The organism is Bifidobacterium cuniculi (assembly GCF_000741575.1).
Taxonomy (GTDB): Bacteria; Actinomycetota; Actinomycetes; order Actinomycetales; family Bifidobacteriaceae; genus Bifidobacterium; species Bifidobacterium cuniculi.
This window is the reverse complement of sequence record NZ_JGYV01000002.1, coordinates 22,420-36,664: the sequence shown is the minus strand read 5'-3', so window position 1 is coordinate 36,664 and position 14,245 is coordinate 22,420. Positions and strand designations below refer to the sequence as shown.

At 65.8% G+C, this 14,245-nt stretch carries 11 protein-coding genes; 9 read left to right on the top strand and 2 right to left on the bottom strand.

From position 1 onward, the window contains the following. Positions 1 to 4 precede the first annotated feature (4 nt). A complete protein-coding gene (locus BCUN_RS03690) occupies positions 5 to 625 on the bottom strand; it encodes an MptD family putative ECF transporter S component (RefSeq protein WP_033517836.1) in 621 nt (206 codons plus the stop codon). A 514-nt stretch (positions 626 to 1,139) separates the two neighbouring features. Between BCUN_RS03690 and BCUN_RS03685 the strand changes: the two genes are divergently transcribed. The 7 genes from BCUN_RS03685 to BCUN_RS03655 all read left to right on the top strand — a co-directional run bounded on the left by BCUN_RS03685 (position 1,140) and on the right by BCUN_RS03655 (position 11,440). Further along, positions 1,140 to 4,028: a YhgE/Pip domain-containing protein gene (locus BCUN_RS03685; RefSeq protein WP_051920682.1), complete on the top strand. Its 2,889-nt coding sequence runs from the start codon at positions 1,140 to 1,142 to the stop codon at positions 4,026 to 4,028. Further along, positions 4,025 to 6,223 carry a YhgE/Pip domain-containing protein gene (locus tag BCUN_RS03680; RefSeq protein ID WP_033517838.1) on the top strand — a complete coding sequence of 733 codons (2,199 nt, stop codon included), beginning with the start codon at positions 4,025 to 4,027 and terminating at the stop codon, positions 6,221 to 6,223. The genes BCUN_RS03685 and BCUN_RS03680 overlap by 4 nt, the downstream gene beginning before the upstream one ends. A 13-nt stretch (positions 6,224 to 6,236) precedes the next feature. After that, positions 6,237 to 6,839 carry a TetR/AcrR family transcriptional regulator gene (locus BCUN_RS03675; RefSeq protein ID WP_051920680.1) on the top strand — a complete coding sequence of 201 codons (603 nt, stop codon included), beginning with the start codon at positions 6,237 to 6,239 and terminating at the stop codon, positions 6,837 to 6,839. 445 nt (positions 6,840 to 7,284) lie between these two features. Next, a complete protein-coding gene (locus BCUN_RS03670; RefSeq protein WP_238552308.1) occupies positions 7,285 to 7,698 on the top strand; it encodes a hypothetical protein in 414 nt (137 codons plus the stop codon). 380 nt (positions 7,699 to 8,078) lie between these two features. Further along, the gene (locus BCUN_RS03665) at positions 8,079 to 8,933 is read left to right on the top strand and encodes a helix-turn-helix transcriptional regulator (protein ID WP_033518839.1); all 855 of its coding nucleotides are present in this window, start codon (positions 8,079 to 8,081) and stop codon (positions 8,931 to 8,933) included. A gap of 92 nt (positions 8,934 to 9,025) precedes the next feature. Further along, complete coding sequence (locus BCUN_RS03660; RefSeq protein ID WP_033518573.1) at positions 9,026 to 9,676, top strand: phosphatase PAP2 family protein; 651 nt, start codon at positions 9,026 to 9,028, stop codon at positions 9,674 to 9,676. A 312-nt stretch (positions 9,677 to 9,988) separates the two neighbouring features. Continuing rightward, a complete protein-coding gene (locus BCUN_RS03655; protein ID WP_033518574.1) occupies positions 9,989 to 11,440 on the top strand; it encodes a vWA domain-containing protein in 1,452 nt (483 codons plus the stop codon). 99 nt (positions 11,441 to 11,539) lie between these two features. Here the strand turns inward: BCUN_RS03655 and BCUN_RS03650 are convergent, their stop codons facing one another. Then, positions 11,540 to 12,718 (bottom strand): Fic family protein, encoded by a 1,179-nt coding sequence (locus BCUN_RS03650; protein WP_238552307.1) that lies wholly within the window; start codon positions 12,716 to 12,718, stop codon positions 11,540 to 11,542. Between the two features lie 169 nt (positions 12,719 to 12,887). Between BCUN_RS03650 and BCUN_RS03645 the strand changes: the two genes are divergently transcribed. Then, positions 12,888 to 13,358, top strand: coding sequence for a helix-turn-helix domain-containing protein (locus tag BCUN_RS03645; protein ID WP_156100118.1), 471 nt, complete (start codon positions 12,888 to 12,890; stop codon positions 13,356 to 13,358). Next, the gene (locus BCUN_RS03640; RefSeq protein WP_152598238.1) at positions 13,355 to 14,233 is read left to right on the top strand and encodes an IS3 family transposase; all 879 of its coding nucleotides are present in this window, start codon (positions 13,355 to 13,357) and stop codon (positions 14,231 to 14,233) included. The genes BCUN_RS03645 and BCUN_RS03640 overlap by 4 nt, the downstream gene beginning before the upstream one ends. Positions 14,234 to 14,245 lie beyond the last annotated feature (12 nt).

The window sequence follows — 14,245 nt, the reverse complement described above, 5'->3', positions numbered from 1 at the left end:
GCCATCAGGCCACCCCCGCCTTGGCAAAGTGGCGCCTGTTCATGCGCAGGCCGAGCCAGCCGCCGACCAGTGCACAGGCGATGGTCGCCACGATGACGACGACGAGCGACGTACCGTTGACGTTGGCCATGATGGCGTCGATGGTGGCGGTGTCCTTGCCCTTGCGCTGCAGGCTGGCGACGTAGGCGCCGCGCATCATCCACATGGGTACGATGGGGCCCGCGCAGCCGAAGGAGAAGACGGCGTAGCTGGCCATGAGCGCGATCCTGTTGCGGTGCCGCCCGACCTGCGCGATGCAGTCCGCGAGCAGCGGGAAGACGATGGCGGTGACCAACGAGGTGGCGAAGTGGCCGGCAAGGAAGAGCACGAAGCCCAGGACGACTCCCATCACGGTGATGGCGCCGAAGCGGCGCACGCGCGCGGCGAGCAGCATGAACACGGGACCCGCCAGCAGCGCGGTGACCGCCGGCAGCAGGATGGTGCCCGGCAGCCCGAAGCAGAGGTTGACGATGAGCATGGCCACGCCACAGATGCAGAAATACAGCGCCGAAAACACGCCGACGGTAATCATGTCTGATACGGACAACTTGGCGCGGGTCCTGCCCGCGGCCATCTCCTGGGTCATGGCAACTCCTTGTGGTCTGTGGCGGGTCTGTAGCGCCGCGCTCCTGCGTGCGTGCCTCTCCTAGATTTCTCACGAAAAACGAGAGATTTCCAGGAGAGGCACGCACACAGGAGCGCACAGGCACGTAGGAGGTGCCCTGCGCTTCGTACCTCCACAATCTACGGGAGCGAGGCGGCGCCGCACAAGGGTTGCGAACCAAGAATCCTCCAAAATTCCACATTTCGGACGCCGTATGGACACCTGGCTGGCCGCCTCACAGGAACTCATCCCAGCCATACCGACAGCCGCACCTCACGTCTGCCTCCCTGCGTGGCCCATACGGCACGCCTCCTCGCACGCCCCGCACGGCACCACGCCGCCTGACACCACTTATCCATTCCCCTTCCAGCGCACAACCGCACCCGCCAGGCACCTCACCGCTACGATATTCGTAGCGCTACGTACACCGTAGCGCTTAGTATGGCACACCGGCCGTCACGAAGGACACACGAAGGACAGAGGGACAGGGAGAGCGATGGGCAACATCTGGTTCATTCTCAAGCGCGACATCAAGCGCCTGCTGCGCGTGCCCACCGCGCTCATCGTGGTGGTGGGCCTCATCTTCATCCCCTGCCTGTACGCGTGGTTCAACATAGCGGGCTTCTGGGACCCCTACCAGAACACGCGCAACATCAAGGTCGCCGTGGCCAACGAGGACGAGGGCGCCGACAGCGCCGTCATGGGCAAGCTCGACCTGGGCAGCCAGCTGGTGGACGAGCTCAGGAAGAACGACCAGCTCGGCTGGACCTTCCTGAACCGCGCGGCGGCAATGGAATGCGTGGAATCCGGCGACTGCTACAGCGCCGTCGTCATTCCCAGGGACTTCAGCAAGGACATGGCGAACGTCGTCACCGGCACCGGCGACCGCCCCACCCTCGAGTACTTCGTCAACGAAGAGCTCACCCCGGTGGGCGCGAAGATCTCGGACACCGGCGCCGACACCCTCGACCGGCAGGTCAACAGCACCTTCGTCTCCACGGTCAGCTCGGTCGTCGCCGACACCGTCAACAAGGCGAACGACCAGATCAGCGCGCAGTCGAACACCACGGTCGACCAGGTCGGCGCGCAGCTCGACAAGACGGAGGCGAACCTGGCCAAGACGCGTTCGATGATCGACGAACTCAAGGACACGCTGGCGCAGACCTCGACGAAGACCGACGCCGCCAAGGCGGCGCTCGACCAAGCGCAGTCCGCGGCCGAGAGCGCCGGCAGCGGACTGACGCAGGCGGGTACGCTGCTGGGCGACACCCAGTCGAAGCTCAACGGCTTCATCGACGAGACGGGCAAGCAGTTCGACGACGGCGCCGCGCTGTTCAGCCGCGCGTCGGGGCGCGCGACGAGCGACGCGACGCGCGTGGCGAACGGCCTGCTGACGGCGAGCGGCAGCGCCTCCGAGGCGCTGAGCGAACTCAAGATGGTCAACGAGTCGAACGCACAGCTGCTCGAGCGGCTCAAGGCGCTCAACGCGAGCGGCGTCGACTCCGACCGCCTGTCCGCGCTCCTGGCGAGCCTGGAGCAGGACAACCAGAAGACGGCGGCCGCGCTGGCATCGGCGACACAGCTCAACGACGCCACGTCGAAGGCGGCGAACGGCGCGCTGGACACGATCGGCCAGTTCGGCACGACCTCGACGACGACGCTGGACGCGATCAACGCGGCCCGTTCGAAGATCTCCACCGGTTCGCTGCCGCAGCTCAACAGCGGGCTGAACTCGCTGGCGGCCACCAGCGGCACGCTGGGCGCGGCCGTCAGCGGCCAGTCGCAGCTGGTGGCGCAGACGAAGCTCGTGCTCGACCAGGTGGCGCAGATCAGCGAGGACACCTCGTCCACGCTCGCGTCCACCGAGGACCTGCTGGACACCTTCGCGAACAAGATCGAGGACGTGAACACGGACGTCAAGACGCTGGCCAGCACGAACGTGCTCAAGGAGCTGACCGGTTCGGACGGCTCGCTGGACGCGGAGCGGATCGCGAAGTTCATGCTTTCGCCGACGGTGCTCACCACGCACACCCTCTACCCAATCGCCACCTACGGCTCGGGCATGGCGCCGCTGTTCACCAGCATGGCGCTGTGGGTGGGCGTCTTCATGCTCATGTGCCTCATACGCCTCGAGGTGGACGACGAGGGCCTGGAGGGCCGCATGGTCACGCCGGGCCAGAAGTACGTGGCGCGTTTCCTGCTGCTGGCGATGGTGGCGACGTGCCAGGCGATCGCGGCGACGGTGGGCGACCTGGTGATCGGCGTGCAGACGGTGAACCGGTTCATGTTCATCCTCACCGCGATCCTCGCCTCGTGGAGCTACCTGTCAATCGGCTATGCGCTGTCCACGATGTTCATGCACGTGGGCAAGGGCCTGGTGGTGGCGCTGGTGATCGTGCAGATCCCGGGCGCCTCGGGCCTCTACCCGATCGAGATGATGCCGAAGTTCTTCCGCGTCCTCTACCCCTTCTTCCCCTTCACCTACACGATCACCGCCTTCCGCGAGACCATCGGCGGCTTCTGCGACGGCACCTGGATCAAGATGATCCTCATGCTCGCCTTGTTCGCCGCGATCTCCTTCTTCTGCGGCCTGGTGATTCGCCCGCTCATGGCGAACCTCAACTCGCTGTTCGCGCGCGAGGTGGCCGAGACGGACATGCTCGCCGGCGAACCGGTCTCCTCGACGTCGCGGCGCGCCAGCCTCGGGCAGATCCTGCACGTGCTCGCCGACAAGGGCGGCTACCGCCGCCAGATCGAGGAGCGCGCCCAGCGTTTCGCGCGCCTCTACCCCAGGCTCCTGCGCGGCGCCGTCATCGCCGGCATCGTCGTGCCCGCCGCCCTGGCCATCACCTTCTCGCTGACCGACGGCACGAAGCTCGTGGCGCTGGCCACGTGGATTGTCTGGATCCTCGCGATCATCCTCTTCCTCATGGTGGTCGAGTACATCCGCGACAGCCTGCGCCGTCAGGCACAGCTGGGCACGCTCACCGACGACTCGCTGCGCGAGATGCTGCTGAGCAACGGCCGCGTGCAACGCGCCGCGGCACGCCACGGCCTGACGGGGCGGCTGGCGACCGCCGCCCGCCAGGCCGGCGCGGCATCCGACACGGACGACGACGAGGACGGCGACGACGAGACGTCGGCACCGGAGGCGGCCAGCGTGACCCACCTGCGCCACCTGCAGGACACGCTCGCCCTGGACTTGCGCGGCATCCGCTCGCACCTGCCGCAGGCGCACCACGGCCGGCACGAGGACGGCAGCCGCCCCGAAGGGCATCGCTGGTCCTGGGGCAAGCGGCAGCACGGGCGGCACGAGGACGATGCGCCGACGGCCGCCATCGACCCGGCCGCCGGCACCACCGACGAAGGAGGGCAGCAGGCATGAGGATGATCGGCAGGATCTTCGCCGACGACGTACGACGGCTGACGTCCAACGTCGCGGCCATCATCATCGTCCTGGGGCTGACGGTGATCCCCGCGCTCTTCGCATGGTTCAACGTGGCCGCCTGCTGGAACCCCTTCGGCAACACCAAGGACCTGCAGTTCGCCATCGCGAACGACGACGAGGGCTACCAGGGCTCCCTGCTGCCGATGAAGGTCAACATCGGCGACCAGGTGGTCAGCAGCCTACGCGCCAACTCGCAGCTCGACTGGACCTTCACCAGCTCCGAGGAGGCCATCGACGGCACCCGCTCCGGCAAGTTCTATGCCGCCGTGGTCATCCCCAAGGACTTCAGCAAGACCATGATGACCTTCTTCTCCTCGGACGCCGACCACGCGACCCTCGACTACTACGACAACGAGAAGCTCAACGCGCTCGCCCCGAAGGTCACCGACCAGGGCGCCGACACGATGAGCGCGCAGATCAACGAGACCTTCGCCAAGACCCTCACCGACGCCGCGCTGGGCATCGCGCAGACGGTCGTCGACCAGCTCGACCGACCCGAGGCGCAGGACCGCATCAGGAACTTCAACGACAACATCGCCGAGCTCGCGGGCACACTCACGCAGAGCGCCACCATGCTCAGGTCCTACGGCTCGCTCACGGACAGCGCGCAGACCCTGCTGGACTCCTCGCAGCAGCTGGTCGGCCAGGCCGACGGCAACGCCAAGGACGCCATCGGCAAGCTCGACGGCGCCACCGACGCCGTCAGCGACCTGACCGGCGCCGTCGACTCCTCCATCGGCGCCGTCGGCGACGCCCTGGAGTCGAGCTCGTCCGGCATTGCCGCCCTGGGCACGCGCATCGACACCCTCATGGGCGACGTCGACGACCAGATGACCACCGCGGCCGGCGGCCTCGACCAGCTCGCCGCCGACGTGCGCACGCAGGCGTCGAGCTACGGCACGTTGCACGACCAGCTGCAGTCCATCCTCGACTCTTCGCAGCTGCCGGCGGACAGCACCCTGCGCGCGCAGCTGCAGGACGCCATCGACCGGCTGGGCAGCACGCGCGACACGCTCGACGCGCTCGCCGCGCAGCTGACCCAGACGGCAGGCAACGTGCGCGCCAAGGTCGACGCCAACAGCCAGGACCGCCAGGAGACGAAGGACCTCGCCGCACAGGCGAAATCCTCCATCACCGGCCTGTCCGACGACTTCGACACGACCGTCAAGCCGGGCCTGTCCAAGGTCGCCGAATCCTTCACCTCGGCTGCCACCCAGCTGGGCAGCGCGGCAGCGACGCTCAAGGACGCCTTGGGCGACCTCGACGACACCGCCGCCGACGCCGGCAAGCAGCTCGATACGGTGCGCGACATGCTCGACGGTTCCGCCGACGACCTGTCCGCGGCCGCCGACAAGCTGTCCGACTTCAGCACCCGACTGGACAAGGCGCTGACCAGCGGCAGCATGGAAACCGTCAAGGAAGTGCTCGGCTCGGGCTCCGGCACGCTGGCCGCCACGCTCGCAGCACCCGTGCAGCTGGACCACAAGGCGATCTTCCCCGTGGAGAGCTTCGGCGCGGCGCTCGCCCCCTTCTACACCTTCATCCCGCTGTTCGTGGGCGCCACGCTCATGGTGGTCGGCCTCAAGGTGACCATGGACAAGCAGCGCCGGCAGGACCTGGGCAATCCCAAGGCGTGGCAGTCGTACCTGGGCCACTACTGCGTCTTCGGGCTGATCTCGCTCATGCAGAGCACCTTCTCCCTGGGCGGCACGCTGCTGTTCATCCGCGTGCACGCCGTGCACCCCCTCCTGTTCATGGCCACCGGCTGGCTGGCGGGAATCGTGTTCTCCCTGTTCACCTACACGATGGTCGCCGCCTTCGGCAACGTGGGCAAGGCGCTCTGCGTGCTCGTCCTGGTGATGCAGATCACCGGCTCGGACGGCGCCTACCCGCTGGTCGTGCTGCCGCACTACGTGAACGCGGTCAGCCCCTTCCTGCCCGCCACCTACGCCATCCGCGCCATGCGTGCCGCGATGTGCGGGATCTACGGCAACCAGTACTGGGCGGCGATGGGCCAACTGGCATTGTTCATCGTGCCGCTGCTGTTCGTGGGCCTGGTGCTGCGCGCGCCGCTGCTCAAGTTCAACGACTGGGTCGCCGAGAAGGCGGAGACCACGAAGCTGATCGGCTAGGAGGGACGTGACCATGACCATGAGTACGGGCATGCCAACGGCGGGCACCGAGGCGGCGGCATCCGGTGTGCGCGAGCGCATCCGCGAGCGCACGGACGGCAAGATCATGCGCGCGGTGCTCGACATCATCGCCACCCAGGGCATCGGCGCGCTGACCATGGAGGCGGTGGCGCGCGCCTCCGGCGTGGCCAAGACGACGCTCTACCGGCGCTATGCCAACGCCGACGACCTCCTGGGGCACATCAGCACCATGGTCGGCCCGCCGATCGACTTCACGCAGATCGCGCTCAGCCGCGCCACCCTGCGCGAACTCCTGCGGCGCATCCAGGCGAATTTCGACCGGCGGTTCGGCCTGCGCGCCATCGGCATCGTGCTCTCCTCCAGCAACCCGCGCGTGCAGGAGCTGGCGCGCCAGGTGATCGACCCGGCCCAACAGCGGTTCTGCGACTACCTGCAGGCGTCCGGCGGCCCCGACCCAGTGCGGCCGGACGTGGACGGCCCCTTCGTCTTCCAGACGGTGCTCGGCTCCATGCTTGCCTGCAAGGCCATGGGCGGCGACGACGAGCAGTGGGCCACGAGCATGGCCACCCTGCTGGAGCCCGCCATCTTCGCGTAGGTGGTGGTTGGGTGTCTAGTGGCCCCTTCCATGCCCGGCCCAGGACAGACCTTGTCCTTATTCCCACTGCCCCGGGCCGCAAGGAAGACCCTTCCCTTCATGAATTCCTAGGATATTGAGGTGCAATTCCCAGCTGATTTTCAAGTTCGTGCGGTTATATAAAACCATCAGCCACCACGGCTGAGATAACTGAAAACCTTCTTTCTTCTCTTTCCTCTCTGCGAGGCCCGGCTTCTTCCCTTCGGCCGGGCCTCTTTCTTTGTCTGGGCACTGACACATTTTTCGGCCGGGAAAAATCGTGTAGGCCCGGGGACTGCACAATTAGCAATTGTGCAGTCCCCAGGCCTACACGATTTTTCCCGGCCGAAAAATGTGTCACCGGACCACCCTGGGCAGGGGCTTGGGCATAATGGCGAACAGATGTTCGACCACCAGGAAGGCAGCCATGCGCAGGTTCTACCGCCGCCACCGCACCTTGGTCACCGCGCTCGCGGTGGGCCTCATCGCGCTCGTCGCGGTGGGCCGCGTGCCGCTCATGCCGGACGCCGACTCCATGTTCACGCCCTTCAGCGGCGCCAGCACCCTGCTGGCCAGCCCCTTGGCGGGCGGTGCGCTCATGCTCCGACAGCGTTCGCGCCGCGCGATGCGCTGGTACGTATTCGCCATGCTGCTGGGCACCACGGGACCCATGCTGATCGGCTACTTCAACAACATCGTCGGCACCGACATGGCGGTGCGCCCATCCTTCCTCGGCGACGTGACCGCCACGCTGTCATCCTTCGCCCCCACCCTGCTGTTCGTGGGAGGTGCGCTCCTGGGCTACTGGTTCGCCAGGCGACGCCGCCACCGCCGCTGGTGAAGCTGGCCCGGCAACGTGGCCAGGGGCAAAAGAGAAGGGGCCCGGCCAGAAGGGGAAAAGCCGGGCCCCACAGAGAGGAAAGAGAAGAAAGAAGGTTTTCAGTTATCTCAGCTGTTGTGCTGATGACTTATATATAACCGCACGAACTTGGGAACAGGCTGGGAATCGTGTGGCAATCCCCTTTGAATCACGGCGCGCATCGACGGGAAGGCGCGCCGCGTTCGGAACGCTCACGTAGAGGGCTGCATGGCCGATGTACATGGTCGTTCCTTTCCGGCGGCTTTGACTGGCCGCCTCTGAACTATAATGATATTGCGCGTATGAACGGAATCATGCAAGAACGTTGCGCAATCCTGTCACTATCCTGCACGAGGCGAGCCATGTTTATCATCAACAGCGACCGATCCGAGCACGTAGAGTACGACGGCGCCGACTACCCGGTCAAGACCGCCCACGCGCTGCTGAGCACCTACCCGGGCTTCGCCGCGCCGCCGCACTGGCACGACGACCTCGAGTTCATCGCGGTGACCGGGGGCACGATGCTGTACACCATCAACGACGAGACCGTCGAGCTGGGCCGCGGCGACGGCGTGATCGTCAACAGCCGGCAGCTGCACTTCGGCCACAGCATCGACCTGCGCGAATGTGAATTCACCTGCGTGCTGGTGCACCCGCGCATGCTGCGCATCGACACGACCTTCGAGCACGACTTCGTACTGCCAATCCTGCGCGCACCGAACCTGCCGTACGTCGTGCTGCACGACGACGTCGGCTGGCAGCGACGCGCGCTCAAGGCCATGGTGGCCATGGCCGACGCGGACGACGCGCTCGACGTCATGGCGCTCGTCTTCCCGCTGTGGCGCGACCTGGTGCGCCACCTGCAGCCCGAGGAGCCCGCGGACGCCTCCGACCAGGATCTGGCGGTGATGAAGCAGATGATGCGCTACGTGCACGAACACTACGACCAGCCATTGCGCCTGGCGGACATCGCGCGCGCCGGTGCCGTGGGCACCAGCAAATGCTGTGCCCTCTTCGCCCGCTTCCTGCAGTGCCCGCCCAACGAGTTCCTGATCCGCACGCGCCTGGAACGCAGCCTCGACGACCTCACCGGCAGCGACCGCACCGTCGCCGCCATCGCCCGCGACGCGGGCTTCCACGGCGCCAGCTACTTCACCCAGGTCTTCCGCGCCCACTACGGCTGCACCCCCACGCAGTACCGGCGGCGTGCCTCCTGAGGTTTTGTTCAAAAAATGAACAATTTCTCAGGAGGCACGCCGACGTTCGCCCACAGCCCCACATCCGCACATGCACGGCTAGACTCGGTCCCATGGTTGTCAAGCGTTATCTCCAGCCCATCCTCGGCGTGCTGTGCCTGGCAGGGGCGCTCACGTTCACGGCGCTCATCACCCGCTACGGCGTGCTGCCCATGGATACCGCCGTCTACGGGTGGATCGCCGCCCATCTCATCTCCCCCGGCCTGACGCCCGTCATCCAGGTGGTCACGCAGCTGGCGAGCGCAGTCGTCCTCATCGTGCTCACCATCATCATCCTCGTATTCGTCAGGAACCGCAGGATCGGCGTGGCGGTGGCGCTCAACCTCGCGCTCGCCGCGCTGCTCAACCAGGTCATCAAGCGTTGCATCCAGCGGCCGCGGCCCTACGTCACGCACCTGGTGGTCGAGCACGGATTCAGCTTCCCGTCGGGCCACTCCATGGCCGCCACCGCCTTCTACGGCTTCCTCGTCTTCCTGGTCTGGCACTACGTGGGCAACCGCGCCGCCAGGACGGCGCTCATCGTGCCGTGCGCGGCGATCATCCCCGTCATCCTGTTCACGCGCGTCTACCTGGGCGTACATTGGGCGAGCGACGTGCTCGCCGGCTGCCTCTTTTCGCTGGCGTGGCTGCTGCTCGTGGCGGTGCCGGCGGCACGCGAGTTCCTGCTGGAGCCGGGACCCCGGCCGCAGCACGCGCGCCGCTAGCGCAGCCGGCTCTCCGCCATTCCCGAGACATGCTTCACGGCCTTCGGCCCCATGGAGGCCTTGGACGGCACCGCGGACGGCCACGTGCTCGTGCGTAGCGGCTCGAGCTCCATGGGCGTCGCGTTCAACGATGCCGCTCTGGATGCACAGGGCGCCCAGGCATGACCATCTGGCGACCACGTTTGCATGCCGTAAGCGGAAAATGCTGTATATTGTGCTGAAATCTGCCTAGTTATCGCCGCGAATGGCCCCACATGAGGTTTCCTGGCGGCAGCACGGCACTACAACCGTTAGCACGACAGAAGGAACCTGATGACCCAGCACTCACTGCGCAAGGCGGCCATGGCCGCGCTTGCCGCATTCGGCATGGTCGCCGCCGGCCTGTTCGGCGTGCCCGCCGCACTCGCCGACGAGACGCCGACCATCGGCCACGATACCACCGTCACCGCCAACGACGACGGCACTTACACCCTTGACTACTCCATCAGCGGCAAGCCCATGGACGAGACGATCGACGGCGCCGCCTCCGACGTGATCGTGCTGATGGACACGTCCATCAGCATGTACGGGGAGCCTTGGGCGGTTGCCAAGGATGCCACCAAGAACCTCGCCTCCACCCTGCTGGCCCCAGGCAACGATGTGCGCATGGCCATGGTGTCTTTCGGCTATGTTCCGGAGACACGTGACTTCGGCGGCTCGCCGTGGACCACCGACGCCGACGCCGTGGCCAACAAGGTGGACGAGCTCAACCTGAGCGGCTCCACCAACTGGGAAGGCGCCTTCATCGACGCCAGGTTCCTCATCGGCGACAATCCGGCACGCAAGACCTACGTACTGCTGGTCTCCGACGGCGTACCGAACGTCACGAGCAACTGCAAACCCATCCAGAACAACTGCCAGCTCCACAACTCCGGAGTCGGGACTTCCAAGGCCTACACTGCCGCCGTCGCTGCGGCCAAGGAACTGCCGAACACCCAGATCTACTCGATCGCCACGGACACGTCCAGCGTCGGTAGGATGCAGGACCTGGTCAACGAGCTCAACGCCGCCAACCCGGTATACCCCGCCGAGTACTTCAACGGCACCGACCAGGCCTCCCTCAACTCCGCCTTCGACGCGGTCGCCCAGGAAGTGCTCAAGCGGTTCAAGAAGGTCTCCATGGCCGCGTCGCTTTCCGAGTACGTCGAGCCGGCGCTGTCTGCGGACGCCACAGACCCCGTCGAAGCCGCCACCCTGAGCCAGAACGCCATCGACGCCGGCGCCACCATCGCCTACAACGCCGAGCAGGGCACCTACGACGTCGTCTTTCCCGAGGACGCCGAACTGCTCGACACCTACACGCTGAGCCTGCGCATCCGCCCCACCCAGGCGGCCCTCGACTTCTCGGCCACCGCCGAGAACCATGAGGTGCCCACGGGCAGCGCCACCGTCACCTACCACCTGGCCACCACGGCCGGCGGCACCGAGGCACTCTCCGAACCCTACACGCTCACCATGGATGGCCCGATGATCGCCGTCGAGCAGGCCGTCACGCCGGTCGAGCCGGAGCCCGAAGACCCGGCCGAACCTGCCGATCCGGCAGATCCGGCAGATCCGGAGACACCCGCCGATGACGCCACTCCGCAGGAGCCGGCAGCAGCGGCCGAGGCCATCTCCACCCCGATCGCCTCCACCGGCAGCAGCATCGCCGTTGTCGCCATCGTCGCCCTGCTGGCGCTGGGCGCCGGCGCCGGCGCGCTGGTCGCTGTCAATCGCCGCGCCTGAGCGGGTCGAGAAAACCAAGAGCCATATAGGGGGGCATCTCCAGGACTGGAGATGCCCCCCTATATATTTGTCAGCGACATACAGCGACGACAGCTGCCGTCAGTCGCCCTGCCGATCATCGGTTCGCAGGGACGACGCCACCCGGACCCGGATCGGCTTGCGGGAGACGAACTCCACCAGCCCATGCCGGTCCAGCTCATCGAGGTATTTGCGCACGCTTTGCTTGGAGCGTCCCAGCTCATTGGCGATGGACGCCAAACCCACGGATTTCCGCGTATCGAACAGTTCCTCCTGAAGCAGCATGAACAGCATACTGGCCGCTTGATCGGACAGTGCATACTCCCGTACTGCCCGCGCGCACCGCGCCTGCGCACGGTCCAACTGGCTGCTGCGCGCAGCGAGGTCCTCGATGAGTTGCTGTTGACCCTGGACAATCAGCTCCAGCATGGTCATGACGAAATTTGTAAGCTCGCCGCGGTTGAGCGGATCCTCGGCCTCGGTGAACGCCTTGTAGTACTTGTTCTTGTGCGCGGCGATGACCTGGGACAGCGAGAGGACGGTAGGCAGCGACAGGTCGCTGGTGAAGCTCAGCGCAAGCAGATAGCGACCCGTTCGGCCGTTGCCGTCGTAGAACGGGTGCACGTATTCGAAGATGAAATGCGAGACAAGCGCCGCGAAGATACCTGGCATGCCGTCGTCCCTGCCCAATTCCAGCATACGGGTGAGCAGTCGGACGATGTATGCCTCGCCGCTGACACCGGCATGCACCACCGTCCCATGGCCTCCGATGATCTCCACGTCACGTGCCCGGAACAGCTCACCGTCGGGCCTGTCTTCCGGCGCGATTTCGTTCAATGCCACTTTGTCGTAGATATCGCGCAAGTCTTCGAGGGATGTCGGCACATGCGCCTCATGGTCGGTGAGGTTCAGGTACAGCCGCGCGAACTCACCGAAACGGGTGGCCTGGACACCCTCGTTCCGCTCAGCGGCTTCCACTGCGTCCAGCATTTCCCTGCGCGTACTGCGTACGCCTTCCATCTCGTTCGTGGCCAGCATTTCCCTGCCGATGGACTGCGTGATGTAGTTCCACCGCATGACGCCGCTCATGGATCCCCACAGCTGCTCCACCCGGCGTTCGGCTGACAGGACCTCCACCAGCAGGCCGCTGACCTGATGCGGCACGGCGACGAACAGCTCGCCCTGCGCTATCGTGACATGGGTGCGATACGTGGAGTCAGCCGTGAGCCGCCTGCGCACCAAGTCGTCAAGGTTGTCCATGGCCTTCGTGGATGTATCTGCATGAAACACCTTGGCTGGCATCCGGTATGACTGACCCATCGATATACCTCCGCGCATCTTTTTCGTGCCGCCATTTTATATATCCTATAAAATATGATCCGTCCCCCGTTTTCTGGACACAGGAAATAGGAGGACGGTTCTTTTGGTTGTGTATCGTCGTGAGGTACGTGAGCAGGCGTTGGTCCTGTTCGAGTACGGGTTCAAGTATGGTGCGGTTTCCTCGAAACTGGGCATAGGCCAGGGCGTGGCACGTGCTTGGCAGGACCTGTACGAGGCTTGTGGCAAGGAGGCTTTGCTGGATATGGGAAGCACGCATCGTTCGTACGCGTACGAGACCAAGCTCGAGGCGGTACGCCGTCTGGAGGCGGGTGAGTCGCCGCGCCAGGTGATGGCCGGGTTGCATATCGCGTCCAGGAGCGTGCTGGCCCGGTGGCGGGCCGCGTGGAAGCAAGGCGGGGACGATGCGTTGCGCGCCAAGCCCCGGGGACGGCCTAGGGGGTCGGTGAACAAGCCGGTCGAGCCCACGCGCGAGCAGCAGCTCGAACGGCGTGTCCTGGAGTTGGAGTGCAAGCTGGCCGTCCTGGAAAAAGCGAGGGCCCTGAGGGACTCGCGCGGATGAGCAACCGTGACAAGGTCGCCGTCTGCGAGGCTCTCTCGGGGCGTTTCCCGCTTGGCTTGCTGCTTGAATGCCTGTCCCTGTCGCGTTCGAGCCGGCATTACGTGTTGACCCATGAGGCGCATGTGTCCCGCCCTGACCTGCACGGGCAGGTGCGTGAGATCTTCCATGGACCCGGGCCCAATGGGTGCGGGCACCGGCAGGTATGGATGCAGTTGCGTGAGCGGGGTGAACGCGTGACGCGCAAGACCGTGCTCAAGATCATGGGCGTGCTGGGGTTGCGGTGCACGATCCGGCGTGCCCGGCACGGCCGCTATGACTCGTACCGGGGCGACCTGGGTGGTGTGTGCCCGGATCTGGTGCGCCGTGACTTCCATGCGGCCGCGCCGTTCGTCAAGCTGGGCACGGACGTCACGGAGTTCAAGCAGCCATGGGGCAAGGCGTACCTGGCGCCCGTGGTGGACTGGTGCACCAAGCGTATCGTGGCGTACAGCATCTCGCGTCACCCGGACTGGGCGCAACAGGCTGACTTGTTGGCCGGCCTGGCCGATGCGCTGCCGGCGGGCGCGGTGCCGTTGCTGCACAGTGACCAGGGCTGGCAGTACCAGCAGCCCGCCTGGGCGCGGGCGTGCGCGCGCATGGGCATCGTGCGCAGCATGTCACGCAAGGGCAACTGCTTGGACAACGCCGCGACCGAGCAGGTGTTCGGTCATCTCAAGGACGAGTTCTTCCGGGGTCGTCAATGGGCTGACTATGAGTCGTTCAAGCGTGACCTGGAGGGCTACATCCGTTACTGGAACTCGACACGCTGCCAGGCAGCGGTCGGGGGCATGAGCCCCGACCGCTATGAGCAGGCGTTACTGGCCCTGGCCGGGTAGGGCCGGGGCATG